Raw genomic sequence first — 25,936 nt, forward strand, 5'->3', positions numbered from 1 at the left:
TGCGCACGACTTTCTTTGCAATTTTGCCTTATTTCCTTTCTCCGTGTCACTCTGATAAAAGTTTTTAACACGGTGCTATGCCATTTTCTTGCTCGCTGTATCACCAGGATATTCAAGCAATGAATAACTAAAAGGGAGTGAGAAGAACAATGCGTGTGCAAAGCAGCAGTACAAAGTCACAATACTCCAGAGTGGTTTTTGGGATGCCAATATCTCTGCTATGGGGATATATTGCGATGGCCATCTTCATGACCGGCGATGGCATCGAACTGGCTCATCTCTCCCGATATCTCTACGATCTCGGCTATGGAGAAAAACAAGTTTCATTAGTTTTCACCGTTTATGCGTTAACGGCAGCAGTTTCAAGTTGGCTTTCCGGTGCCGTCAGTGAAATTTATGGTCCGAAGAAAATTATGCTCACCGGCGCTATTTGGTGGATGGTGTTACATGCCGTATTTGTTTATTTTGGCGTAAGTGAAAATAACTTTACCTTGATGTTGGTGAGTTATACGTTGCGCGGCTTCGCTTATCCGCTGTTTTTTTATGGATTCTATGTATTAGTGGTGCAGCGCACGCCTGAGCATCGACTTGCCTCCGCAACCGGCTGGATATGGTCGATGTTTACCATTGGTTATGGCATTACAGCTTCCTTCCTCTCCGGCCTTCTGGTGCCTGAAATTGGGTTCATCAATACGCTTTGGCTTTCACTGCTGTTTGCTGCGGTGGGCGGTGTAATTATATTGCTCATGGTAAAAAATAAGAATGAACATAATCTAAATAGTGACGGCGTCAGTCACAAAGAAAAATTACGCGAAATATCGCGTGGAATAACCTTGATCTTCGAAGACCGCAGTATGTTCTTTGCGCTGATAACACGCATCTTATGTAATGTGGCATTATTTGGCCTGCCGGTATTTATGCCGATCTATTTCACCCGTGAATTAGGATTTTCTACTAAAGAGTGGGCGACTATCTGGGGCGTATTTTTCCTGGTTCAACCAATAACCAATGTGCTTTGGGGCATTATTGGCGATCGTATTGGCTGGATTTTTCAGATGCGCTGGTTTGGTTTCTTCGGATGCACGATTACCACTGCCGCTTTCTATTTTTTACCCTCATTTTTCCCAGGTAATCTGGCGTTAGCCATTGTCTGCGCGCTGTTATTAGCCTTAACGCTCACCTCCTTTGTGCCAATGGGGGCAATTTTCCCGATGCTGGCGCCGCAGCATAAAGGCGCTGCGGTTTCGGTGCAAAATCTGGGGGGTGGTTTCGGTAATCTAATTGGTCCGGCGGTTGCCGCACTAATGTTCGGCCTGTCATTTGAAATCAAGCACGTGATTATTACTTTCTCCGTTCTCTATTTTGCTGGCGGCGTCATGACATTCTTTATTCGTGATCCCCAACCAAAAATAGAGCGTAACGCTCCTTTCAAGACCACGGCCAGCGAATCCGAATAAATACCCTCAATGAAAAGGACCACAACATGACAACACCATTTTCACTGCAAAATAAGGTCGCCATCGTCACCGGCGCCGCATCGGGAATTGGTTACGCCATTGCCCGCTGTTTAAGTGCTGCGGGTGCCCAAGTGGCGATGATCGATCGCGCAGAAGAGGTAAAAACGGTTGCCAGCAAGATGGACAACCCTGCGCGAGGTTACGTTTTCGATCTGGCTAATGTCGAAGCGCTTGGCGAACTGGTTGAGCAGATTCACCATGATTTTGGCCGCATTGACATCCTGGTCAATAACGCCGGTATTGGCATGCTGGAATCCGTGGGCGAAGTGCAACTCGCCAGCTGGAATACCACGATGTTGATTAACATGACCGCGCCATTCTTCCTCGCTCAGCATTGTGCCCGTTATATGAAAGAACACGGTTTTGGTCGCCTGATTAACATCGCCTCACAGGCCAGCGTCATTGCACTCAATGAGCACGCGGCATATTGCACCAGCAAATCAGGCATGGTGTCTTTCACGCGAGTGTTGGCAGCGGAGTTGGGACCGTTTGGTATTACCGCTAATGCCATTTCACCAACGGTGGTTGAGACGGAATTAGGTAAGCGTTACTGGCATGGGGAGAGAGCGGAGCAGATGAAATCAAAAATCCCATCACGACGTTTTGCCACACCAGACGAAGTCGCGAGTACGGTGCTGTATCTCAGCAGCAATGAAGCGGCAATGGTCAATGGCGAGAATTTAGTGATCGATGGGGGATATAGTGTGATTTAAAGCCGGGCGAGTTGATTAGTATGAGCCCGCTGAAATTGCTTAACACCAGGGAATTGTAAGAAAGAAAAAATGGCCCGCACAGAACGTTGCTTCTGGGCGGGCGAATAACTACACCAGCGTTTTCAAGCGATAGATCCATTCCAGCGCTTGCTTCGGCGTTAAGCTGTCTGGGTCCAGTGCCTCAAGCGCATCAACCGCCGGTGAGGTTTCTGCCACCAGCAACTGCATTTGCGAACCTTCCACTGTGGATGCGGCGGAGCTGCCAGATAACGCTTCCAGCTCCTTCAGCTTGTTACGCGCGCGCTTAATCACTTCCTTCGGCACGCCCGCCAGCGCCGCCACCGCGAGACCATAACTTTTGCTTGCTGCACCATCCTGCACGCTGTGCATAAAGGCGATGGTGTCTCCGTGTTCGACCGCATCCAGATGCACATTCACGACACCTTCCATTTTTTCCGGCAGCGTGGTCAGCTCGAAATAGTGGGTGGCAAACAGCGTCATGGCCTTAATGCGATTCGCCAAACTTTCAGCGCAGGCCCATGCCAGCGACAAACCATCATAAGTTGAGGTGCCGCGCCCGATTTCATCCATCAGTACCAGACTGTTTTCGGTAGCGTTATGCAGAATGTTGGCGGTTTCCGTCATCTCCACCATAAAGGTTGAGCGTCCGGAAGCCAGATCATCAGCAGCCCCGACGCGCGTGAAGATGCGATCGATAGGGCCGATGACGGTCTCTTCTGCTGGCACATAGCTGCCTATCCACGCCATCAGCGCGATCAACGCTGTCTGGCGCATGTAGGTACTTTTACCGCCCATATTGGGGCCGGTAATGATCAGCATGCGACGCTGCGGTGAGAGTGACAGCGGATTCGCGATAAACGGCTCTTTCAATACCTGCTCGACCACCGGATGGCGGCCTGCAGTAATACGGATGCCGGCTTTTTCTTGCAGCACCGGGCGGCAATAATTCAGCGTCCATGCACGTTCGGCCAGGTTCGCTAGCACGTCCAGCTCAGAGAGTGCAGCCGCACTGATTTGCAGGGCTTCAAGATGCGGTAGCAAGCGATCAAACAGCTCATCGTAGAGACCTTTCTCCAGCGCCAGCGCTTTGCCCTTCGACGTCAGGACCTTATCTTCATACTCTTTTAGTTCAGGAATGATATAGCGTTCAGCATTCTTCAGCGTCTGGCGGCGAACGTAATGAATCGGCACCAGATGGCTTTGACCACGGCTGACCTGAATGTAGTAGCCGTGAATCGCGTTAAAGCCGACTTTCAGCGTATCCAGCCCGAGTTTCTCGCGTTCTCGGATTTCCAGACGATCAAGATAATCGGTGGCACCATCGGCTAGCGCACGCCACTCGTCGAGTTCAGCGTTGTATCCCGGAGCGATCACGCCACCGTCGCGCACCAGCACTGGCGGCGATTCAATGATCGCCTGTTCCAGCAACTCACGCAGTTCGGTAAATTCGCCCATCTGAGAGCGCAGATTAATTAACTGCGTGGCCTCAACGCCCTCGAGTTGTTGGTTTAACTCGGGCAACTGCTGGAAGGCATGGCGCATACGTGCCAAATCGCGTGGGCGCGCGGTGCGCAGTGCCAGTCGCGCCAGAATACGCTCCAGATCGCCCACCTGGCGCAGCACCGGCTGCAGCTCCTGACTAAGTGATTGCAGTTCTGCGATAGACTCCTGACGCCGGGCAATGGTAGTGACATCGCGCAGCGGCATATGCAGCCAGCGTTTCAGCATACGGCTGCCCATCGGCGTGACGGTTTTATCCAGTATCGCCGCCAGCGTGTTCTCGATGCCGCCGGCCAGGTTTTGCGTTATCTCCAGGTTGCGGCGCGTAGCAGCATCCATGATCACGCTATCCTGCTGACGCTCCATGCTCAGCGAGCGAATATGCGGTAACGACGTGCGTTGCGTGTCTTTAACATATTGCAGCAGACATCCTGCAGCGCGTAGCGCCAGATGCGCCTGCTCAACGCCAAAACCACTTAAGTCGCGGGTGCCAAATTGCAGATTGAGCTGCTGGCGCGCCGTATCGATTTCATATTCCCACAGCGGGCGGCGACGCAGGCCACGGCGTTGATCGATCAACGTCATTGCCTGGAAATCTTCGGGATAGAGCAGTTCAGCCGGATTGGTGCGCTGCAGTTCTGCTGCCATCGTCTCCAGATCGCCGGGTTCACTCAGGCGGAAGCGGCCAGAACTGATGTCCAGCGTTGCATAACCAAAACCGCGCTGGCTCTGGAAGATGGCGGCGAGCAGGTTATCCTGGCGCTCTTGCAGCAACGCTTCATCGCTGATGGTGCCGGGTGTAACGATGCGCACCACTTTTCGCTCAACCGGGCCTTTGCTCAAGGCTGGGTCGCCAATCTGCTCACAGATCGCCACCGATTCGCCGAGCTGGATCAGTTTCGCCAGATAGCCTTCAACCGCATGGTAAGGCACGCCCGCCATCGGAATCGGTTCCCCAGCAGAGGCGCCGCGTTTAGTCAGAGAGATTTCCAGCAGTTGCGAGGCGCGTTTCGCGTCATCGTAAAACAGCTCGTAAAAATCGCCCATGCGATAAAACAGCAGGATGTCAGGATGATCGGCCTTCAGGCGCAGGTATTGCTGCATCATCGGCGTATGGCCACTAAAGTCCATTTGCTCTGCTCCTTTCATCTCATTCTCACTCAACATTCATTCTTTTAATTACCTGAGGCTGGGTCAATGCAGCCCGGAAGTGTCGTTATCACTTGGGCGGATAACGAAAGCGGGATATTACCATTTTTGCCGCGTAACCTTCATCCGCCAGCAGGGCTTTATGGCTGCCGACCATAACAAATTGCCGCAAACGGTAAAAAGCAAAATTTAATGAAAAAGGTAAAGTGTGGAGCGGTTTCGCAAATTCGCGTTGCAACCGGCTGAAACGGGCGGGAAACGGCTAAATTTTAAGATATTGCTCTGTATGTCACCCCGATGAACGATTACCATGAGTGCTTCCGGTTTCACCTGGCTTATGGATATCCAATGCGTTTTAAGGTTGCTCTTCTTCCGCTTATTACTCTGCTTGCTGCCTGCAGCAGTAAGCCTGCATCCCATCAGCAGCCCGCCGTTGTGCCTGCACCGAAAGGCGGTTTTTTGCTGGAACCTTCGCACGCGGTTCAACCGATGTTTGGCGATTTTGCGGGTAACCCCGCCGCTGAACAGTTCATTGATCAAATGGTGGCAAAACACGGTTTTAACCGTGAGCAATTGCATGCGGTTATCGGCCAGGCGAAGCGTCTGGATTACGTGCTGCGTCTGATGGACCAGCAAGCCCCGAGCTATACGCCGCCAACCGGACCGAATGGCGCGTGGATTCGCTATCGCAACAAGTTTATTACGCCGGATAACGTGCAGAACGGCGTGGCATTCTGGAATCAGTATCAGGATGCGCTACAGCGTGCGCAGCAGGTTTACGGCGTGCCGCCGGAAATCATTGTTGGCATTATCGGCGTTGAGACGCGCTGGGGCAGGGTAATGGGCAAAACGCGCTTGCTGGATGCGCTGGCAACCTTGTCATTTAGCTATCCGCGTCGTGCAGCTTACTTCAGCGGTGAGTTGGAGACCTTCCTGCTGATGGCGCGAACAGAGCAAGACGATCCGCTGGATCTGCGCGGCTCCTTTGCCGGTGCGATGGGTTATGGACAGTTCATGCCATCCTCTTATAAGCAATACGCAGTCGATTTTAATGGCGATGGTCATATCAACCTTTGGGATCCGGTTGATGCGATTGGTAGCGTTGCCAACTACTTCAAAGAACATGGCTGGCGTGCGGGCGAGAACGTTGCGGTGCCGGCCAGCGGGCAGGCTCCGGCATTGGAGAATGGCTTTAAAACCAAGTACCCGGTCAGCACCTTAGCCGCGAGTGGGTTAACGCCGCAGGGATCGCTGGACGGCAATACTCAGGTCAGTTTGCTGCGTTTGGATCTCGGCACCAGCTATCAATATTGGTATGGTCTGCCCAACTTCTATGCCATTACGCGCTATAACCACAGCACCCACTATGCAATGGCGGTGTGGCAGTTGGGTGAAGCCGTGGCTAAAGCACGTCAGGGCAGCCTGTTTTAATGCTGTCCATATAAAGTGTGAGGGTATAAGATGGCGCCCCATTTGCGGTGCCATCTTCACCGCATCCGACTTCTGAGGAGCGCTTATGAGTACCTTACCTGCCTGTCCTGTCTGCCACGCCGATTACACCTGGCAAGATGGCGAGAATCTGAATTGCCCATCTTGCGGCCATATCTGGACGGCAAACGCCGATGATGCATCGGACGGTTTGGTGGTACGCGATGCCAACGGCAACCTGTTAGCCGATGGCGACAGCGTCACTGTCGTTAAAGATCTTAAGGTTAAAGGCAGCTCTTCGACGTTGAAAATTGGTACCAAAGTCAAAAGCATTCGCCTGGTCGAAGGCGATCACAACATTGATTGCAAAATTGATGGTTTTGGCCAGATGAAACTCAAATCTGAGTTCGTCAAAAAGAATTAATTATGGGACGGCTTTGCGCCGTCCTGTTTGTTTCAACTCAGTAAACGATCCACTTCCTCGCACTGTTCCGCTGTTAGCTCGCCACCATAATTGCGCGAGTCGCTGCGCATTGAATCAAATCGACGTGCAACAGCCGTTTTTATGGTGGTAACAAAATCATCGCCGATAGTGTAAATCGCCATCAGTTTACCAATACGTTGCTGAATCTCACTGAGCTGCGCTACATCGCCCGCCCGCCAGGCCTGCATCGCACGGGCAAATAGCTCCGGTACAATATTGTTCAAGCCGGAAATCACACCTGAACCGCCAGCCAGTAGATTGGGCAACAGATATTCGTCATAGCCGGAAAGCACGGTGAAATCACTGCGCACCTGCTTCGTTTCTTCAATCATTGCGCGGTTGTGCGACAAGCAATCCATGGTGTCTTTGATGCCAATAAAGTTGGGCAGCTCTGCCGCCAGTTCTGCGACCAACGCAGGCGTTAAATCACAGCCGGTGCGTGCGGGGAAATTGTAGGCGAACCACTTGCCGCCCAGCTGTGTATCCAGCGCTTTGAAATAGCGCAGCAGCTGTTTATGTGTCTGCCCGTAATAGTAAGGAGGCAGCACCATTACAGCATCAAATCCGTTCTGCCAGGCCGCATCTGCCAGTTGCAGCATGTCCGCAATACAGGTGCTGGAGACATTTGCCACCATGGTCAGGGGCGAGAGTTGACGCGCCTCGCGGATCAGTAACAGGCGCTCCTGCTGCGAGAGCGAGGCAAATTCGCCAATACTGCCCATCAGCAGCAAGGTATCAATGCCTGATTGGCTCAGGCGAGAAAAATGGCGGCCAAGCGCATCAATATCGAGATTATTGTTGCTATCAAAGGGCGTTACTGACGGACACCATACGCCGGGCAATGCGGGTTGTGCAGACATATCAAGCTCCTTGGTTGGAAAATGAAACGTCGTTTTAACTTAATGCTATCTGCACAGGCTAACCAGCTAACGAGGGCAAAAAGGTGAGATATCGCACTTTTCTCTTTCTATAAACGCATGAAAAGCAGGTAGTGTTTAACCCCTCAGCCAAGACAGGAGCATTGCCATGCAAGACTGGAATCCACAGCTGTATCGCCAATTTGAATCAGAGCGAACCCGCCCGGCGCGCGAGCTATTGGAGCGCATTCCGCTCGATGATGTGCGCTTTGCCACCGATCTTGGTTGCGGACCCGGCAACAGCACCGAGCTACTGGCACAAGCCTGGCCGGAGGCGCAGATAACCGGCATTGACAGTTCTGCGGCAATGTTAGAACAGGCGCGCGAACGTCTCCCCAACTGCCATTTCCTGCAGGCCGATATTCGTCGCTGGCAGGCTGAACAGCCGCAGCAGGTTGTCTATGCCAACGCCTCGCTGCAGTGGCTGACCGAGCATCACACCTTGCTGCCGCATCTGGTTGATCAATTGGCCATCGGTGGCGCGCTAGCGATTCAGATGCCGGATAATCTTGAAGAACCATCGCACCGTCTGATGCGTGAAGTGGCGGCGAATGAAAAATGGCAGGCGCTGATTTCGCCACAAGCGGCGGATCGCAAACGTCTGCTAACCACCGATCGCTATTACGATCTGCTGACCGATGCGGGTTGTCAGGTTGATGTCTGGCGCACTACTTATTATCACCCGATGGCAGATGCGCAGGGCATCATTACCTGGTTGCGTGCCACCGGGCTGCGTCCTTTCCTCGCGGGGCTGGATGAAACGCAGCAGGCAGCATTTCTTCATGATTATCATCAGGCCCTCATTCCGGCTTACCCCGCACGCAGTAACGGCCAGGTTTTGTTAGCCTTCCCGCGTCTGTTTATGGTTGCAGTGAAAACAGGTTGAGGTATCTGGAATCCACTGCGCAGAAATGATGGCTGAAGGTTGAAAAGGGCTTTTCAGTGCACCATTTACTGCTAACGTGAAGCGCCACAACGGGAGAAGGCGATGAACGATGAACAGTTACAGCAGCTAAGCCACCGCATTGGCGAACAGCTGAAGAGACGTCAGGCCACGGTGACCGCTGCAGAATCCTGCACCGGCGGCTGGATTGCGAAAGTATTTACTGATATCAGCGGTAGCTCTGCCTGGTTTGAGCGCGGTTTCGTTACTTACAGCAATGAAGCTAAGCAGCAGATGGTCGGCGTACAGGAGACAACGTTGCAGCAGCATGGCGCCGTAAGTGAACAGACGGTGCGTGAGATGGCTACCGGTGCGGCTAAAGCGGCAGCGGCAGAATACGCCATCGCCGTAAGCGGTATTGCCGGTCCTGAAGGTGGCACGCCCGATAAACCGGTGGGCACCGTGTGGTTTGCGATTGTGGGTCCAGAGGGGCGCGTACTAGCGCAGCGCCAGATCTTTGCTGGCGACCGTGATGCGGTACGCCGTCAGTCAGTGGCTTGGGCGCTGCAAACGCTGCTTGATGAATTTCTGATAAATTAAAACTTGATACTGTATGACTATACAGTATAATTAGCTGCAACAGAACGAGCGACATACTTGATGTCGACTCACCCAGCATGATTAGGAGTGGAAATGGCGATCGACGAGAACAAACAGAAGGCTTTAGCTGCCGCACTGGGCCAGATTGAGAAGCAATTTGGTAAAGGCTCCATCATGCGCTTGGGTGAAGACCGCTCAATGGATGTCGAAACCATCTCTACCGGCTCACTGTCACTGGATATCGCGCTGGGCGCGGGTGGCTTGCCGATGGGCCGTATCGTTGAGATTTACGGACCGGAATCTTCGGGTAAAACCACGCTGACGCTGCAGGTCATTGCTTCTGCACAGCGTAAAGGTAAAACCTGTGCCTTTATCGATGCTGAGCACGCACTGGATCCGGTGTACGCGAAAAAACTGGGCGTTGATATCGATAACCTGCTGTGTTCACAGCCGGATACCGGTGAGCAAGCGCTGGAGATTTGTGATGCGCTGGCGCGTTCAGGCGCAGTTGACGTCATCATCGTCGACTCCGTGGCGGCGCTGACGCCGAAAGCGGAAATCGAAGGCGAGATTGGCGATTCGCACATGGGTCTGGCCGCTCGTATGATGAGCCAGGCAATGCGTAAGCTGGCGGGTAACCTGAAGCAGTCCAACACGCTGCTGATCTTCATCAACCAGATTCGTATGAAGATTGGTGTGATGTTCGGTAACCCGGAAACCACAACAGGCGGTAACGCACTGAAATTCTACGCTTCTGTTCGTCTGGATATCCGCCGTATCGGTGCGATTAAAGAGGGCGACGAAGTGGTAGGTAGCGAAACCCGCGTGAAAGTCGTGAAGAACAAAGTTGCGGCACCGTTTAAGCAGGCTGAATTCCAAATCATGTACGGCGAAGGTATCAACACCTTTGGCGAGCTGGTGGATCTTGGCGTGAAGCACAAACTGGTTGAGAAAGCCGGCGCGTGGTACAGCTACAACGGTGAGAAGATTGGTCAGGGTAAAGCTAACTCCACCAACTTCCTTAAAGAGAACCCGGCGATTGCGAATGAAATCGACAAGAAGCTGCGTGACTTACTGCTAAGTGGTGATGCCGCCGCCGCAGACACCGCGAAAATCTCCGCGGATGATCGCGAAGAAGCCAGCGAAACCAACGAAGATTTCTAAAATATTAACGGGAGCAGAAATGCTCCCGTTTTGCTTTTCCCCGCCAGCGCTTTTCCTCTCTGCCTTCTTGCTTTACTCTGCGACCCTGCACGACTGTTAGAACAAGGTTGATCCTATGTCATCATCACCATCTGCGGCACCGGTGCCAACATATTCCCGTTTACTCGACCGCGCTATGCGCATCCTTTCGCAGCGCGACCACAGTCGTGAAGAGCTGAAGCGTAAATTACAGCTCTCTTCCCAACGTGCGGCTTATCTGCAGCAGCAGGAAAATACGCCCATTCCCGACGAGTTACTGGAAAAAGTGCTCGACTGGTGTCAGGAAAGCGGTTGGCTCAACGATGAGCGCTTTACCGAACGCTTTATTCAAAGCCGTGCACGTAAAGGATATGGTCCACAGCGCGTGCGTATGGAATTGCAGCAAAAGGGCATTGGCCGTGAGGAGATCAATCAGGCGCTATTCGATACCGAAGTAGACTGGAGCCAGTGCGCAGCCGATCTTGCCAAACGCAAATTTGGCGAACCCTTACCGCAAACCTGGACTGAGAAAAGCAAGGTACAGCGTTTTTTAATGTCGAAAGGCTTTATGATGGAAGATATTCAGGCTGTTTTCAGAAATAGTGACGACTGAAAGGCGATGTGATTTTACTTCCCACTGAAGAAAATTTATCTTATTCCCACTTTTTGTTCCTCAGTCAGCGGCAGGCCGGATGGATAGGGTTTGCCAGCGAAAGGGAACGTTCGTTAGCGTGATTCCAGGAATTTTATGAGCAAGAGCACTGCTGAGATCCGTCAAGCGTTTCTCGACTTTTTTCATAGCAAGGGACATCAGGTTGTAGCCAGCAGCTCCCTCGTACCGAACAACGACCCGACTTTGCTGTTTACCAATGCCGGGATGGTCCAGTTTAAAGACGTTTTCCTCGGTCAGGATAAGCGCGACTATGCGCGTGCAACGACGTCGCAGCGCTGTGTGCGTGCCGGCGGCAAGCATAACGACCTCGAAAACGTGGGCTACACGGCACGTCACCACACCTTCTTTGAAATGTTGGGCAACTTCAGCTTTGGTGATTACTTCAAGAAAGAAGCGATCGCTTATGCATGGGAACTGCTGACGGGTGAGCAGTGGTTCAAGCTGCCTAAAGAGCGCCTGTGGGTGACCGTCTATGAAACAGACGATGAAGCCTTCGAAATCTGGGCTAACGATATTGGTGTGCCGCGCGAGCGCATTATCCGTATCGGTGACAACAAAGGCAGCGCTTTCGCATCAGACAACTTCTGGCAGATGGGCGACACCGGACCTTGCGGTCCATGTACCGAAATTTTCTTCGATCACGGCGATCATATCTGGGGCGGCCCACCGGGCAGCCCGGAAGAAGATGGCGATCGTTACATCGAGATCTGGAACATCGTCTTCATGCAGTTCAACCGTCAGGCCGACGGCACCATGGAGCCGCTGCCTAAACCGTCAGTGGATACCGGCATGGGTCTGGAGCGTATTGCTGCCGTGTTGCAGCACGTTAACTCCAACTATGAAATCGATCTGTTTGCCAAACTGATCAAATCAGTTGCGCAGGTAACTGGCGCAACCGATCTGGATAACAAGTCGCTGCGCGTTATCGCTGACCATATTCGCTCTTGTGCCTTCCTGATCGCCGATGGCGTAATCCCATCGAATGAAAACCGCGGCTATGTGCTGCGTCGCATTATTCGTCGCGCGGTACGTCACGGCAATATGCTGGGTGCGAAAGAAGCCTTCTTCTACAAGCTGGTTGCGCCACTGATTGAAGTGATGGGAGCTGCAGGCGAAGACCTGAAGCGTCAGCAGAAGCATGTTGAAAACGCGCTTAAAAACGAAGAAGAGCAGTTTGCCAAAACGCTGGAGCGTGGACTCGCGCTGCTGGATGAGGAATTGGCCAAGCTGCAGGGCGATACGCTTGATGGCGAAACGGTGTTCCGTCTGTACGACACCTTCGGTTTCCCGGCGGATTTGACCGCTGACGTGTGCCGTGAGCGCAATCTGAAGATTGATGAAGCGGGTTTTGAAGCCGCGATGGAGCAGCAGCGTCAGCGTGCGCGTGAAGCCAGCGGTTTTGGTGCCGACTATAACAATGTCATTCGCATTGATGCCGCAACCGACTTTAAAGGCTATGACCATCTGGAACTGAATGCGACAGTCGAAGCACTGTTCGTCGACGGTCAGCAAGTTGAGCAGATCAGCGCAGGTCAGGACGCGGTGGTCGTGCTGGACGAAACGCCGTTCTACGGCGAGTCAGGTGGACAGGTTGGCGATACTGGCGTGCTGGCTGGGCAGAATGCTGAATTTAGCGTTCAGGATACACAGAAGTATGGTAAAGCGATTGGTCATATCGGTAAGCTGAGCAACGGTCAGTTACGCGTTGGTGACCGTTTGCATGCGCAGGTTGATGAAACGCGTCGCGCGCGCATCCGTTTGAATCACTCCGCCACGCACTTACTGCATGCAGCACTGCGTCAGGTGTTGGGTGATCACGTAGGACAAAAAGGCTCGCTGGTTAACGATAAATATCTGCGTTTCGACTTCTCTCATTTTGAAGCCATGAAACCGCAGGAAATCCGTCAGGTTGAGGATATTGTTAACGCGCAGATTCGCCGCAACCTTGTCGTTGAGACCGAAATCATGGATCTCGATGATGCAAAACAGAAGGGCGCAATGGCGCTGTTTGGTGAGAAATACGATCAGCGCGTACGTGTGCTGACCATGGGCGATTTCTCTACCGAACTCTGTGGTGGTATTCATGCGCTGCGTACCGGTGATATTGGCCTGTTCCGCATTCAGTCTGAATCGGGCACTGCTGCAGGTGTACGCCGCATTGAAGCCGTAACCGGTGAAGGTGCGTTGGCACAAGTGAATGCGCAGAGCCAACAGTTGCTGGATGTGGCGCAATTGGTGAAAGCCAATAGCAGTAACCTGAATGAGAAAGTGCGCGGCTTAGTTGATCACGTCCGCGCGCTGGAAAAAGAGTTGCAGCAACTGCGCGATCAGCAAGCTGCGCAGGAAAGCGCGTCACTGAGCAGTAAGGCGATTGACGTTAAAGGCACGAAGTTGCTGGTCAGTGAACTGAGCAACGTTGAGCCGAAAATGTTGCGTACCATGGTTGACGATCTGAAGAACCAGTTAACGTCTGCCATTATCGTGCTGGCAACGGTTGATGATGGCAAAGTTTCACTGATTGCTGGCGTGACCAAAGATCTTACTGACCGTGTAAAAGCCGGCGAGCTGATTGGCGAACTGGCCTCTCAGGTTGGTGGTAAAGGCGGTGGTCGCCCAGATATGGCTCAGGCAGGCGGTACAAATCCGCAGGCGCTAGCGGGGGCGCTGGCAGGCGTGCAGGAATGGGTCAGTAACCGACTGTAACGTATAAAACTTCGCATTGTGATAAGCGCCAGAAGCCCGTTTTCTGGCGCTTTTTTAACGCGGTGCACACCAGGTAATGACAAAGTCCGGTTGATGTAGTGTATTTCGGCTAAACTAACTATCAGCAGAATGTATTGGCATGGCGAAGCACAATGGTGTATTTGTCATAGGCATTGTTCAGCGTTATATGATGGATACGGCCGGGAGACCGAACAAGCCCGACTCTTTTAATCTTTCAAGGAGCAAAGAATGCTTATTCTAACTCGTCGAGTTGGTGAAACCCTCATGATTGGCGATGAGGTGACTGTAACGGTGCTGGGTGTAAAAGGTAACCAGGTCCGCATTGGGGTTAACGCGCCTAAAGAAGTTTCGGTACATCGCGAAGAGATCTATCAGCGTATTCAAGCCGAAAAAACTCAAGCCTCGAGTTACTAACGGATTCAGCGCCTCGCTCATGAGCGAGGCGCTACCGGTTTTTCCTCTCCAGCCCCACACATCTTCCGCTTTTCGCTCTCTATTACCAATTCTCTTTAACGCCCATTTCTGTTCTCCAGCAGGCTTTCTTTGTTGATAAATCACTCTTTTTGTCGCTAAAGCATCCGAATTGAGTGTCATTTGTGCAATCAAACAAAAGGCTGGAAATAAATGTTTGACTTATAAGTCCGGGAAAGTAATATGTGCGCCACGCAGTGCCGATGAGCAGAAACAAGTTCAGAAGCACGGTTCGGAAGAACGCGTAAGGTGAGGTGGCCGAGAGGCTGAAGGCGCTCCCCTGCTAAGGGAGTATGCGGTCAAAAGCTGCATCCGGGGTTCGAATCCCCGCCTCACCGCCATTTCCGATGCATCCATAGCTCAGCTGGATAGAGTACTCGGCTACGAACCGAGCGGTCGGAGGTTCGAATCCTCCTGGATGCACCATTCGGAAAGGTGAAGTAAGAGTGAACGAGCAGTTCCTTTCATGGTGAGTTGTTAGCACCCTGCGTTGTACAAGAATTAACTCGATGCATCCATAGCTCAGCTGGATAGAGTACTCGGCTACGAACCGAGCGGTCGGAGGTTCGAATCCTCCTGGATGCACCATTCTTCGTATCATCCTCAGGTTGTTTCAGTTAGTCCATCGTAAGAAAACCTCAATGCATCCATAGCTCAGCTGGATAGAGTACTCGGCTACGAACCGAGCGGTCGGAGGTTCGAATCCTCCTGGATGCACCATTCCTCTTCAAACTTCTCAAAATTTTCTTCAGCAGTAACTCAATGCATCCATAGCTCAGCTGGATAGAGTACTCGGCTACGAACCGAGCGGTCGGAGGTTCGAATCCTCCTGGATGCACCATCTCTTCTTCGATACCTTTCTGTTTTTGACTCTCAGTTTCTGAATCCTGCAGCAATCAAATCAACTTGTAAAAAAATCGCTGAATTTACCGGCGTTTATCCACGGCATTGCACTCTGACCTTTTTCTGAAAACGAAAAAAACTAATGCTTTCAAAGCATTTGCGGTTAAGCGTGCCTGGCGACAACCTGAGCGCATTACGCTAAAGTAATGGCTCATTTTGTGGTGCTCGATGGAGTGACAATGTACGACCAATATGACGCCCTGATTTTCGATATGGACGGCACAATTCTGGATACTGAGCCGACACATCGAAAAGCCTGGCAGCAGGTGCTTGGCCGCTATGGTTTCACCATGGATGAAGAAAAAATGGTGGGCTTCAATGGCGCTCCAACCTGGCAACTGGCGCAGTTCATTCTTGAGCAGAACAATGCAACGCACGATCCGCATCTGCTGGCGGCGGAAAAAACCGCTGCACTGAAAGCGATGTTGCTGGATGACGTGCGTCCGCTGCCGTTGATGGACGTGGTAAAGGCTTATCATGGTCGCCGTCCGATGGCGGTGGGCACCGGCAGTGAACACAGCCTGGCAAAAGCCTTACTCGAAGAGTTAGGTGTTTACCACCTGTTTGATGCGGTGGTCGGAGCGGATGACGTACAGCGTCATAAGCCGCAGCCGGATACCTTTTTACGCTGCGCTGAATTAATGGGTATCGCACCCGAGCGCTGTGTAGTGTTTGAGGATGCTGACTTCGGCGTACAAGCCGCCAAAGCAGCAGGCATGGACGTGGTTGATGTCCGTTTACTGTGAATGAATTTCTGACCTATGGATCGTTATTCGGCAGCAGCTTTCTTAGCGCGACTCTGTTACCGGGAAGCTCGGAAGCGGTGCTGGTTGCACTGCTGATCGCCCAAAAAGGTTCGGTTTATGGATTGTTATTGGCTGCATCAGTGGGAAACACGCTGGGTGGCCTGACCAACATTCTTCTTGGTCGCCTGATGCCGCCAAAAGGGCAAGGGCGATGGCACGACACAGCAATGACGTGGTTACACCGATTAGGACCTGCAGCACTGATTTTTAGCTGGCTGCCGGTAGTGGGCGACTTACTCTGCGTGCTCGCAGGTTGGTTGCGCTTTGCCTGGCTACCTTCAGTGCTGTTCCTCGCCATGGGTAAAACGCTGCGTTATATCGTTATCGCGACCGCCACATTGCAAACAATGCAATGGTGGCATTGATTCGCACAGATTCGAGGCTACGGCTAACATTATGCTGAACAAAAATAAATTATTAACACAGCGGGAGGTTAACGTGATCCCGGACGTATCTAAGGCACTTTCCTGGCTGGAGGCGCATCCTGACGCGTTAAAGGGTATCGGCCGTGGTATTGAGCGCGAATCATTACGCGTAAAACCCGATGGTCACCTGGCAACCACAGGACATCCTGAGTCACTCGGTTCGGCGCTTAAGCATGATTGGATCACCACCGATTTTGCCGAAACGCTGATGGAGTTCATCACGCCAGTTGATCAGAGCATCGATCGCTCACTGGCGTTTCTGCGCGATATTCACCGTCATGTGGCGCGTGAGTTAGGCGAGGAGCGCTTGTGGCCTTTCAGCATGCCGGGCTTCATTGATGACGTTGATAGCATCGAGTTGGCGCAGTATGGCAGCTCGAACATTGGCAAAATGAAAACGCTGTATCGTCAGGGGCTGAAGAATCGCTACAGCGCGCTGATGCAGATTATCTCTGGCGTGCACTACAACTTCTCGTTGCCGCTGTCGTTTTGGCAGGAGTGGGCGGATGTAAAAGATGCCGAAAGCGGTAAAGAGACCATCTCTGCCGGCTATCTGCGTTTGATTCGCAACTACTATCGTTTCGGCTGGGTCATTCCGTATCTGTTCGGTGCATCGCCAGCGATTTGCTCCTCGTTCCTGCAAGGGCGCGAGAGCAATCTGCCGTTTGAAGGTGATGGCAAGGGTACGCTGTGGCTGCCTCACGCCACCTCACTGCGCCTGAGCGACCTTGGTTATACCAACAAATCGCAGAGCGGTTTGGGTATCACTTTTAACTCGCTGGAAGGTTACGTTGCAGCGCTGAAAGCGGCGATTAAAACGCCGTCGGAAGAGTATGCCGCCATGGGCACCAAAGACGCCGATGGCAACTGGCTGCAGCTGAACACCAATGTGCTGCAAATTGAAAACGAGCTGTACGCGCCGATTCGTCCGAAACGCGTTACGCGTTCAGGCGAGGCACCATCTGATGCGCTGCTGCGCGGCGGTATTGAATACATTGAAGTGCGTTCGCTGGACATTAACCCATTCTCCGCGATTGGCGTAGATGCCGATCAGGCGCGCTTCCTCGATCTGTTCCTGATTTGGTGTACGCTGGCTGATGCGCCAGAAATGAGCGCGGATGAGCTGCTGTGTACGCGCAAAAACTGGAACCGCGTGGTGATGGAAGGGCGTAAGCCTGGCCAGGTCATTGCTGTAGGTTGCAGCGAAAAAGAACACACGCTGGTTGAAGTGGGTAAAGCGCTGTTTGCCGATCTGCGTCGCGTGGCGGAAGTGCTCGACAGCAATCACGGCAACACGCAATATCAACAGGTTTGCGATCAACTGGTGGCATCTTTCGACGATCCTGAGCTAACCTATTCGGCGCGCATCCTGCATGCGATCAAAGAAAACGGTTTGACCGGCGCGGGTGTGGCATTGGCAGAGCAATATCGTCATCTGCTGTGTGAAGAGTCGTTAGAGATTCTGACCGAAGAAGATTTTAGTCGTCAGGCGCTGGAGTCTGTGCAGGCACAAGAGAAGCTGGAACAGAGCGATACGCTGGATTTCGAAAGCTACCTTGCGGGTCGCGAAGGCTAGAAAAGAAAATGGCCACATCAATGTGGCCAAAATAAACATCTCTGTTGTCAGGGATGATGATAACAAATGCGCGTCTTTCATATATTCAGACGCTGGACGAACAGAAAAGTTTCATCGTTTTAAAAAAAATCTCAAAACAGGAGGTGACGTATGCCACTACTGGATAGTTTTACTGTTGACCATACCATCATGGGCGCACCTGCAGTACGCGTAGCAAAAACCATGAAAACTCCGCATGGCGATACCATTACCGTTTTCGACCTGCGTTTTTGCCGTCCGAATATTGATATTCTGACTGAGCGTGGCATCCATACGCTGGAGCACCTGTTTGCTGGCTTCATGCGTAATCATCTGAATGGTGATGGCGTTGAAATCGTCGACATCTCGCCAATGGGTTGCCGCACCGGCTTCTACATGAGTTTGATTGGTACGCCTGACGAGCAGCGTGTAGCGAAGGCCTGGAAAGGCGCGATGGAAGATGTTCTGAAAGTCAAAGAGCAGGGCCAGATTCCAGAGCTGAACGAATACCAGTGCGGCAGCTACAAACTGCACTCACTGGATGAAGCGCAGCAGATCGCGCGCAATGTGCTGGCGCACGACATCGGCGTGAACCGCAACGAAGATTTGAAGCTGCCAGCGGAAAAGCTGAAAGAGCTGCACATCTAGTTGAGACACCATGAAAAACGCCGCGATTATCGCGGCGTTTTTGTTTACAGGGTTCAGGAGCCGATGGAGGATTTCAGTGCGTGATGTGGCGTAATGCGCACCTGCTTCACCATGTTGTCCTGCACATCAAGGATATCGATATCGTAGGCGTCAAGGGTGACGCGAGTATCGACCAGCGGAATCTCTTCCAGTGCTTCCAGCAGCATGCCGTTAATAGTGCGCGCATCCTCTTCGGGTAACGTCCAGTTAAAGGCTTTGTTGATTTCACGCACATTGGCGCTGCCTTCAATCAATACCGAACCATCATTTTGCGGCATGACTTCTTCGGCCAGCGACGGCGACATGGAGGTGGTGAAATCGCCGACGATCTCTTCCAGAATATCTTCAATCGTCACTAAGCCTTTAACATCGCCATATTCATCAACCACCATGCCGACTTTCTTTTTGTTGCGCTGAAATTTAACCAGCTGCACGTTAAGCGGCGTGCCTTCCGGTACATAGTAAATCTCATCAGCAGCACGCAGCAGGCGATCTTTATTGAACTCTTTCTTCTCGGTCATCATGCGCCAGGCTTCACGCACGCGCAGCATACCAACACAGTCATCCAGCGAGTCACGGAACAGGACGATACGCCCATGCGGCGAATGACTCAGCTGGCGCTCAATCGATTTCCAGTCATCATTGACGTTGATGCCGACGATCTCATTGCGCGGCACCATGATGTCATCCACGCTGACTTTCTCCAGATCAAGCACTGACAGCAGCATGTCCTGATTACGCCGCGACATCAGCGAGCGCGACTCATGCACAATGGTGCGCAACTCTTCTTTGCTTAACGCCGAACTGATGGAACCGTCGGTTTTAATGCCCACCATGCGCATCAGAATGCGGGTTATGGTATTCAGCAGCCACACCAGTGGCAGCATCACATACTGCAGCGGAGCCAGTAACACGCTGCTGGGATAGGCCACTTTTTCTGGATAGAGCGCCGCGACCGTTTTCGGCAGCACTTCGGCAAAAACCAGCACGACAAAAGTCAGAATGCCGGTGGCAATCGCTACGCCAGCATCGCCATACAGGCGCATACCGACAATGGTGCCGAGTGCGGAGGCGAGAATATTAACGAGGTTGTTGCCAATTAAAACCAGGCTGATCAGGCGGTCGGGACGACGCAGAAGTTTTTCTACCCGACGCGCACCGCGATTGCCGCTTTTGGCTTTATGGCGCAGTTTGTAGCGATTAAGCGTCATCATGCCGGTCTCTGAACCGGAGAAATAGGCAGAGACCAGCACCATGATGACCAGCGTAATGATCAGCGTGGTGGTTGAAACGTGTTCCAACACAAAATCCTTAGTGAGAGGTGAGCAGGTGCTGAAGCACGCGGCTGCCGAAGTAGGCCATGGTTAGCAGCAATGCGCCGCCACAGTTAAACCACACGACGCGGCGTCCGCGCCAGCCTTCACGATAGTGTCCCCAAAGCAGAACGATGTAGACAAACCAGGCAATGATGGAGAGAACCGCTTTATCCACATTCTCAGCGCTAAACAGGTTATGCATGAAGAGCAAACCGGTGCACAGCACCAGCGTCAACAGCACAACGCCAATCTGCGTGATGTGGAACATTTTGCGCTCAATGCTGAGCAGCGGCGGCATATCCTGAGTGAAAGCCAGTTTCTTATTTTTCAACTGGTAATCAATCCACGCCAGCTGCAGCGCATACAGTGCCGCGATGATCAGCGTGGCATAGGCAAACAGCGACAGACCGATGTGAACCATCATGCCCGGCGTGGTTTCCAGATGCGTAATAAAGGCATTGGGCACAAAGGTAGCAAAGGCCAGATTAATCAATGCAAAGCTGTAAACAATCGGCAGCAGCAGCCAGCCACGATTGCGCGAGGCGACAATCGTCATGATGGCGCAGATCAGCAGGCTAACCAGCGAGCCGATATTAAGCAGGCTGAGGTTTTGCCCATTATCAACAGCAAAAATGCGCTGCTGCAGAGCAACGGCGTGCGCAATCAGCGCCACGCAGGCAGAAAGCACAGCAAAACGACGCCAGCCACCGTTGCGTTTAAGCAGGCTGGGAATGATCAATGCAAGGCTGAGGGAGTAGGCGAACAGCGCCACGATCGCGAAAACGAACATAGATCCTTTCAGGTATCGGTCAGATAAGGAAAAAAGCAGTATAGCGCCAGCGGCAGCAGGCTCCAAACGATCTGACGGTCAATTGCAGAGATCGCTTCGTCTTCGTGTTATAATCCGCCGCATTGTGTCGCCTATGGCGGCCTCGCTACGGTTCTAAGTGAGAGAGCATGTTTGATAATTTAACCGATCGTTTGTCGCAAACCCTGCGCAATATCAGCGGCCGCGGAAGGCTGACTGAAGACAACATCAAAGACACGCTGCGTGAAGTCCGCATGGCGCTGCTGGAAGCCGACGTTGCGCTGCCGGTAGTGCGTGAATTTATTAATCGCGTGAAAGAAGCCGCCGTTGGCCACGATGTGAACAAAAGCCTGACGCCAGGCCAGGAGTTCATCAAAATCGTGCGCAACGAACTGGTTGCGGCGATGGGCGCTGAAAATAATGCGCTCAATCTGAATGCTCAGCCGCCAGCCGTGGTGCTGATGGCAGGTTTGCAAGGTGCTGGTAAAACCACTAGCGTGGCGAAACTGGGTAAATTCTTGCGCGAGAAGCATAAGAAAAAAGTGCTGGTAGTTTCTGCTGACGTTTATCGCCCTGCGGCGATCAAACAGCTGGAAACCCTGGCTGGCCAGGTCGGCGTGGATTTCTGTCCGTCCGATCTGAGTCAAAAGCCGGTCGATATTGTTCAGAACGCGCTAAAACAAGCCAAAGTGCAATTCTACGATGTGCTGCTGGTGGATACCGCCGGTCGTTTACACGTCGATGAAGCGATGATGGACGAAATCAAACAGGTACACGCCGCGATCAATCCGGTGGAAACCCTGTTTGTGGTCGATGCCATGACCGGTCAGGATGCCGCCAACACCGCGAAAGCCTTCAACGAAGCGCTGCCGCTGACCGGTGTGATCCTGACTAAAGTCGATGGTGATGCGCGCGGTGGTGCGGCGCTGTCGATTCGTCACATTACCGGCAAGCCAATCAAATTTATGGGGATGGGCGAGAAGACCGAAGCGCTGGAAGCTTTCTATCCAGAGCGTATTGCGTCGCGCATTCTCGGCATGGGCGATGTTCTGTCGCTGATCGAAGATATTGAGAGCAAAGTTGACCGCGATCAGGCGGAGAAACTGGCGAAGAAACTGAAAACCGGCGACGGTTTTGATCTCAACGACTTCCTTGAGCAGTTGAAGCAGATGCGTAACATGGGCGGCATGGCGAGCCTGATGGGCAAACTGCCGGGCATGGGGCAACTGCCTGACAACGTGAAATCGCAGATGGATGATAAAGTGCTGGTCCGCATGGAAGCCATCATCAATTCGATGACGCGTAAAGAGCGTGAGAAGCCAGAAATTATCAAGGGGTCGCGCAAACGTCGTATTGCGTTGGGCTCAGGCATGCAGGTGCAAGATGTCAACCGACTGCTGAAACAGTTCGATGATATGCAGCGCATGATGAAGAAAATGAAGAAAGGCGGCATGGCCAAAATGATGCGTGGCATGAAAGGTATGATGCCGCCTGGATTCCCTGGTCGCTGAGGCGGCCGTCATAAAGCCGGAAATTTGGCACGCTTAGGTTGCTTTTTGCGCCAAAATGAGTAAAATTTTCGGGCTTTTTATATCGCGCTCGGGCCCCGTTCCTCGATGGGGCCCGAGCGCTTTATTAACTAATGAGGATGTTATGGTAACAATTCGTTTGGCACGTCACGGCGCTAAAAAGCGTCCGTTCTATCAGGTCGTCGTCACTGACAGCCGCAATGCTCGTAACGGTCGTTTCATCGAGCGCGTAGGTTTCTTCAACCCGATCGCTTCTGGTCAGGCTGAAGGTCTGCGTCTGGATCTGGACCGTATTGAGCACTGGGTTGGCCAGGGCGCAACGCTTTCTGATCGCGTTAACGCGCTGATCAAAGAAGCAAAAAAAGCAGCTTAATCTGTCACGGTGGTGAGCATGAGCATTAAACCTGCCGGGCAGCCTCCCGTTAACCCGATTGTATTGGGAAAAATGGGCGCGGCTTACGGAATTCGGGGTTGGCTCAAAGTGTTTTCCTCCACTGAAGACGCTGAAAGCATCTTCGACTACCAACCTTGGTTCATCCAGCGCGCCGGTAAATGGCAGCAGGTCGAACTCGAGGGCTGGAAGCACCACAATCAGGACCTGATCATCAAAGTCAAAGGCATTGACGATCGGGACGCTGCGGCACAGTTGACCAATTGCGAAATTACGGTCGACTCCACGCAGCTGCCAGCGCTGGAAGCAGGCGATTACTACTGGAAAGACCTTATGGGAATGAAAGTAGTGAACCTCGAAGGCTACGAGATGGGCAAAGTCATTGATTTGATGGAAACCGGATCGAACGACGTTCTCGTCGTTAAGGCAAACCTGAAGGATGCATTCGGTGCGCAAGAGCGGTTAATCCCGTTTCTTGATGAACAGGTTATCAAGAAAGTCGATCTCTCTACTGGCCTTATTGAAGTAGATTGGGATCCTGGTTTTTGATCTCCGGACAATCCGGTAACGTAACGGCGAACGCGATGTGGATTGGTGTTATTAGCCTGTTTCCAGAGATGTTTCGCGCTATTACCGAGTACGGGGTAACTGGCCGGGCAGTAAAAAATGGCCTGCTCGACATTCAAAGCTGGAGTCCTCGTGACTTCACGCATGACCGGCACCGTACCGTGGACGATCGTCCTTACGGCGGCGGACCGGGAATGTTGATGATGGTGCAACCCTTACGGGACGCCATCTCCGCAGCGAAAGCAGCGGCGGGAGAAGGTGCTAAGGTGATTTATCTTTCACCTCAGGGACGCAAACTGGACCAACAGGGCGTTTGCGAACTGGCGACCCATCAGAAGTTGATTCTGGTGTGTGGTCGCTATGAAGGGATAGATGAGCGCGTGATTCACACTGAGATTGATGAAGAATGGTCAATCGGTGATTACGTGCTCAGTGGCGGTGAGCTGCCAGCCATGACGTTGATAGACTCGGTCGCCCGGTTTATTCCCGGCGTACTGGGAAAACAGGCGTCAGCCGATGAGGATTCGTTCTCGGATGGTTTGCTGGATTGCCCGCACTATACCCGACCTGAAGTGTTAGAAGGGATGGAAGTTCCGCCAGTTTTACTGTCGGGCAACCATGCCGATATTCGCCGCTGGCGCCTGAAACAGTCGTTAGGCCGTACCTGGCTAAGAAGACCTGAACTTCTGGAAAACCTGGCTCTGACTGAAGAGCAAGCACGGTTGCTAAATGAGTTCCAGCGTGAACATCAGCAGCAACAAAACGATGAGGCGGGAGAGTAATCTTCCCTCACTATCAGTTTACCCAGGATAAGAGATTTAATTATGAGCAACATTATCAAGCAACTTGAACAAGAGCAGATGAAGCAGGACGTACCTTCATTCCGTCCGGGTGATTCCGTGGAAGTGAAAGTATGGGTCGTAGAAGGTTCTAAGAAGCGTCTGCAGGCATTCGAGGGCGTGGTTATCGCTATTCGTAACCGCGGTCTGCATTCTGCATTCACTGTTCGTAAGATTTCTAACGGCGAAGGTGTTGAGCGTGTCTTCCAGACTCACTCTCCAGTAATTGACAGCATTGCTGTTAAACGTCGTGGTGCTGTGCGTAAAGCCAAACTGTATTACCTGCGTGAGCGTACCGGTAAGTCAGCTCGTATCAAAGAGCGTCTTGGCGCGTAAGCGACTTCTCAAAGTTAATAGCAAACAAGGGGTTGGCCATTTGGCCAGCCCCTTTTTTTATGGGCGTATAAGGGCGCAGGATCATCCCTAAGATGGAAAGTGTATGTTTCCTGAAAATAATGAAAATCAAAATGTTATACCAAACTTTTATTTGAGAGCATCATCAGAACATAATTGTATGTAACTTTTAGTTTACACTTTCGCTCTGCCGTCAATTCAATTATGTATTTGATTTTGATGGTTATTTTAATGTTACCTGTGTTTTTTATTTGATGTGGTAATAAATGTGTACATGGGTGGATTGCAACCTGTACAGGGTGTGATAAAGTAAGCGCCATCCTCAGTGAGGATCCCAAACCGCATAAACGAGTAAAAAGGATCGCAATCATGCAAAAAGACGCGCTGAACAATGTGCATATCGCCGACGAACAAATTTTGATTACCCCGCAAGAGCTGAAAGCCAAATTCCCGCTCACTGCGGCGCAGGAAGCGCAAATTGCGTCTTCTCGCCAAACCATTGCCGACATTATTGCGGGCCGCGATCCGCGTCTGTTGGTGGTTTGTGGTCCTTGTTCGATTCACGATACTGAAGCCGCACTTGCCTATGCCCGTCAGTTGCAATCTCTCTCTGCACAGTTGAAGGATCAGCTGTACATCGTTATGCGCGTTTATTTTGAAAAACCTCGAACCACCGTCGGCTGGAAGGGGTTAATCAACGATCCTTACATGAACAACTCGTTTGATATGGAAGCTGGCCTGCATATCGCGCGTCAACTGCTGGTTAATCTCGTGGAGATGGGTTTACCGCTGGCGACCGAAGCGCTGGATCCGAATAGCCCGCAATATCTTGGCGATCTGTTTAGCTGGTCAGCGATTGGTGCGCGTACCACCGAATCACAAACCCACCGTGAAATGGCTTCAGGCCTTTCTATGCCGGTTGGTTTTAAAAATGGTACGGATGGCAGCCTGGGCACCGCGATTAACGCCATGCGCGCCGCCGCAATGCCGCACCGTTTTGTTGGCATCAATCAGGCCGGCCAGGTTTGCTTGCTGCAAACGCAGGGTAACCCAGATGGACATGTGATTCTGCGCGGCGGTAAAGCACCTAACTACGGTCCAGAAGATGTCGCTCAGTGTGAAAAAGAGATGCTGAAAGCGGGACTGCGTCCGGCCTTAATGATAGATTGCAGCCATGGTAATTCTAATAAAGACTATCGTCGCCAGCCTGGCGTAGCCGAATCGGCTATTGCGCAGATTAAAGATGGAAACCGTTCCATCATTGGCCTGATGTTGGAAAGCAACATTCATGAAGGCAACCAGTCTTCTGAACAGCCACGTAGCGAAATGAAATACGGTGTGTCCGTCACTGATGCCTGCATCAACTGGGAAACCACTGAAACATTGCTGCGTGAAATCCATCAGGATCTGCAGGGAGTGCTGTCGGCGCGTCTGTCACACGAGGTGTAATGAGTC

At 52.2% G+C, this 25,936-nt stretch carries 24 protein-coding genes and 5 tRNA genes; 25 read left to right on the forward strand and 4 right to left on the reverse strand.

Translation table 11 applies throughout. The annotated features are described in order from the left end of the window. Positions 1 to 203: 203 nt before the first annotated feature. Both Q3H59_RS04745 and Q3H59_RS04750 read left to right on the forward strand, forming a co-directional pair. Positions 204 to 1,457: an MFS transporter gene (locus tag Q3H59_RS04745; protein ID WP_309836635.1), complete on the forward strand. Its 1,254-nt coding sequence runs from the start codon at positions 204 to 206 to the stop codon at positions 1,455 to 1,457. Positions 1,458 to 1,483: 26 nt separating this feature from the next. Beyond that, on the forward strand, positions 1,484 to 2,230 hold the full coding sequence (locus Q3H59_RS04750; RefSeq protein ID WP_101762610.1) for a GolD/DthD family dehydrogenase: 747 nt from the start codon (positions 1,484 to 1,486) through the stop codon (positions 2,228 to 2,230). A gap of 108 nt (positions 2,231 to 2,338) precedes the next feature. On the opposite strand, the gene mutS is transcribed toward Q3H59_RS04750, so the two are convergent. After that, positions 2,339 to 4,882 (reverse strand): DNA mismatch repair protein MutS, encoded by a 2,544-nt coding sequence (gene mutS / locus Q3H59_RS04755; RefSeq protein WP_280172005.1) that lies wholly within the window; start codon positions 4,880 to 4,882, stop codon positions 2,339 to 2,341. 366 nt (positions 4,883 to 5,248) lie between these two features. Between mutS and mltB the strand changes: the two genes are divergently transcribed. Both mltB and Q3H59_RS04765 read left to right on the forward strand, forming a co-directional pair. Continuing rightward, on the forward strand, positions 5,249 to 6,331 hold the full coding sequence (gene mltB / locus Q3H59_RS04760; protein ID WP_101762612.1) for a lytic murein transglycosylase B: 1,083 nt from the start codon (positions 5,249 to 5,251) through the stop codon (positions 6,329 to 6,331). 85 nt (positions 6,332 to 6,416) lie between these two features. Beyond that, complete coding sequence (locus Q3H59_RS04765) at positions 6,417 to 6,752, forward strand: zinc ribbon domain-containing protein YjdM (protein ID WP_192236517.1); 336 nt, start codon at positions 6,417 to 6,419, stop codon at positions 6,750 to 6,752. 32 nt (positions 6,753 to 6,784) lie between these two features. Here Q3H59_RS04765 and Q3H59_RS04770 read toward each other — a convergent pair whose 3' ends face one another. Beyond that, positions 6,785 to 7,672 carry a dihydrodipicolinate synthase family protein gene (locus Q3H59_RS04770; RefSeq protein ID WP_110868322.1) on the reverse strand — a complete coding sequence of 296 codons (888 nt, stop codon included), beginning with the start codon at positions 7,670 to 7,672 and terminating at the stop codon, positions 6,785 to 6,787. Between the two features lie 166 nt (positions 7,673 to 7,838). On the opposite strand from Q3H59_RS04770, the gene tam reads away from it, so the two are divergent. The 15 genes from tam (at position 7,839) to luxS (ending at position 18,638) form a co-directional block, all read left to right on the forward strand. Continuing rightward, the gene (gene tam, locus Q3H59_RS04775) at positions 7,839 to 8,615 is read left to right on the forward strand and encodes a trans-aconitate 2-methyltransferase (RefSeq protein WP_192411990.1); all 777 of its coding nucleotides are present in this window, start codon (positions 7,839 to 7,841) and stop codon (positions 8,613 to 8,615) included. 102 nt (positions 8,616 to 8,717) lie between these two features. Further along, the gene (gene pncC, locus Q3H59_RS04780; protein ID WP_192411989.1) at positions 8,718 to 9,212 is read left to right on the forward strand and encodes a nicotinamide-nucleotide amidase; all 495 of its coding nucleotides are present in this window, start codon (positions 8,718 to 8,720) and stop codon (positions 9,210 to 9,212) included. Positions 9,213 to 9,305: 93 nt separating this feature from the next. Continuing rightward, entirely contained in the window at positions 9,306 to 10,376 is a 1,071-nt protein-coding gene (gene recA / locus Q3H59_RS04785; protein WP_137386329.1) for a recombinase RecA, read from the forward strand. Positions 10,377 to 10,491: 115 nt separating this feature from the next. Continuing rightward, a complete protein-coding gene (locus Q3H59_RS04790) occupies positions 10,492 to 11,007 on the forward strand; it encodes a regulatory protein RecX (protein ID WP_192411988.1) in 516 nt (171 codons plus the stop codon). 135 nt (positions 11,008 to 11,142) lie between these two features. Then, positions 11,143 to 13,770 carry an alanine--tRNA ligase gene (alaS, locus tag Q3H59_RS04795; RefSeq protein WP_309833554.1) on the forward strand — a complete coding sequence of 876 codons (2,628 nt, stop codon included), beginning with the start codon at positions 11,143 to 11,145 and terminating at the stop codon, positions 13,768 to 13,770. Between the two features lie 249 nt (positions 13,771 to 14,019). After that, positions 14,020 to 14,205 carry a carbon storage regulator CsrA gene (gene csrA / locus Q3H59_RS04800; protein WP_008104508.1) on the forward strand — a complete coding sequence of 62 codons (186 nt, stop codon included), beginning with the start codon at positions 14,020 to 14,022 and terminating at the stop codon, positions 14,203 to 14,205. Between the two features lie 305 nt (positions 14,206 to 14,510). Continuing rightward, positions 14,511 to 14,603 (forward strand) — tRNA-Ser (locus Q3H59_RS04805). Between the two features lie 8 nt (positions 14,604 to 14,611). Then, positions 14,612 to 14,688: transfer RNA gene (locus Q3H59_RS04810), tRNA-Arg, on the forward strand. Between the two features lie 85 nt (positions 14,689 to 14,773). Beyond that, positions 14,774 to 14,850, forward strand: a tRNA-Arg gene (locus tag Q3H59_RS04815). A 55-nt stretch (positions 14,851 to 14,905) separates the two neighbouring features. Beyond that, positions 14,906 to 14,982 (forward strand) — tRNA-Arg (locus Q3H59_RS04820). Between the two features lie 44 nt (positions 14,983 to 15,026). Continuing rightward, positions 15,027 to 15,103, forward strand: a tRNA-Arg gene (locus Q3H59_RS04825). A 241-nt stretch (positions 15,104 to 15,344) separates the two neighbouring features. Further along, a complete protein-coding gene (gene yqaB, locus Q3H59_RS04830) occupies positions 15,345 to 15,911 on the forward strand; it encodes a fructose-1-phosphate/6-phosphogluconate phosphatase (protein ID WP_008108985.1) in 567 nt (188 codons plus the stop codon). After that, positions 15,908 to 16,336 (forward strand): YqaA family protein, encoded by a 429-nt coding sequence (locus Q3H59_RS04835; RefSeq protein WP_101762620.1) that lies wholly within the window; start codon positions 15,908 to 15,910, stop codon positions 16,334 to 16,336. Before yqaB ends, Q3H59_RS04835 begins: the two co-directional genes overlap by 4 nt. Before the next feature lie 31 nt (positions 16,337 to 16,367). Then, positions 16,368 to 17,972 carry a glutamate--cysteine ligase gene (gene gshA / locus Q3H59_RS04840; RefSeq protein ID WP_110868328.1) on the forward strand — a complete coding sequence of 535 codons (1,605 nt, stop codon included), beginning with the start codon at positions 16,368 to 16,370 and terminating at the stop codon, positions 17,970 to 17,972. A 150-nt stretch (positions 17,973 to 18,122) separates the two neighbouring features. Then, positions 18,123 to 18,638 carry an S-ribosylhomocysteine lyase gene (gene luxS, locus Q3H59_RS04845; protein WP_192236523.1) on the forward strand — a complete coding sequence of 172 codons (516 nt, stop codon included), beginning with the start codon at positions 18,123 to 18,125 and terminating at the stop codon, positions 18,636 to 18,638. Positions 18,639 to 18,691: 53 nt separating this feature from the next. Here the strand turns inward: luxS and Q3H59_RS04850 are convergent, their stop codons facing one another. After that, positions 18,692 to 19,978: an HlyC/CorC family transporter gene (locus Q3H59_RS04850; RefSeq protein WP_309833557.1), complete on the reverse strand. Its 1,287-nt coding sequence runs from the start codon at positions 19,976 to 19,978 to the stop codon at positions 18,692 to 18,694. Between the two features lie 10 nt (positions 19,979 to 19,988). Continuing rightward, positions 19,989 to 20,783: an inner membrane protein YpjD gene (locus Q3H59_RS04855; RefSeq protein WP_008108993.1), complete on the reverse strand. Its 795-nt coding sequence runs from the start codon at positions 20,781 to 20,783 to the stop codon at positions 19,989 to 19,991. Positions 20,784 to 20,950: 167 nt separating this feature from the next. Between Q3H59_RS04855 and ffh the strand changes: the two genes are divergently transcribed. The 6 genes from ffh (at position 20,951) to Q3H59_RS04885 (ending at position 25,930) form a co-directional block, all read left to right on the forward strand. Next, positions 20,951 to 22,312 carry a signal recognition particle protein gene (gene ffh / locus Q3H59_RS04860; protein ID WP_101762624.1) on the forward strand — a complete coding sequence of 454 codons (1,362 nt, stop codon included), beginning with the start codon at positions 20,951 to 20,953 and terminating at the stop codon, positions 22,310 to 22,312. A gap of 142 nt (positions 22,313 to 22,454) precedes the next feature. Beyond that, positions 22,455 to 22,703, forward strand: coding sequence for a 30S ribosomal protein S16 (rpsP, locus tag Q3H59_RS04865; protein ID WP_007893313.1), 249 nt, complete (start codon positions 22,455 to 22,457; stop codon positions 22,701 to 22,703). Between the two features lie 18 nt (positions 22,704 to 22,721). Beyond that, positions 22,722 to 23,270 carry a ribosome maturation factor RimM gene (gene rimM, locus Q3H59_RS04870; RefSeq protein WP_008108998.1) on the forward strand — a complete coding sequence of 183 codons (549 nt, stop codon included), beginning with the start codon at positions 22,722 to 22,724 and terminating at the stop codon, positions 23,268 to 23,270. A gap of 35 nt (positions 23,271 to 23,305) precedes the next feature. Next, positions 23,306 to 24,070 carry a tRNA (guanosine(37)-N1)-methyltransferase TrmD gene (gene trmD, locus Q3H59_RS04875; protein WP_192236546.1) on the forward strand — a complete coding sequence of 255 codons (765 nt, stop codon included), beginning with the start codon at positions 23,306 to 23,308 and terminating at the stop codon, positions 24,068 to 24,070. Between the two features lie 42 nt (positions 24,071 to 24,112). After that, positions 24,113 to 24,463, forward strand: a complete 351-nt coding sequence (rplS, locus tag Q3H59_RS04880; protein WP_007893316.1) for a 50S ribosomal protein L19 — start codon at positions 24,113 to 24,115, stop codon at positions 24,461 to 24,463. Positions 24,464 to 24,850: 387 nt separating this feature from the next. Beyond that, positions 24,851 to 25,930, forward strand: a complete 1,080-nt coding sequence (locus Q3H59_RS04885; protein WP_101762625.1) for a 3-deoxy-7-phosphoheptulonate synthase — start codon at positions 24,851 to 24,853, stop codon at positions 25,928 to 25,930. Positions 25,931 to 25,936 lie beyond the last annotated feature (6 nt).

Origin of the sequence: Pantoea sp. SORGH_AS_0659 (assembly GCF_031453915.1) — a bacterium.
In the GTDB taxonomy this organism is placed as follows: domain Bacteria; phylum Pseudomonadota; class Gammaproteobacteria; order Enterobacterales; family Enterobacteriaceae; genus Pantoea; species Pantoea leporis.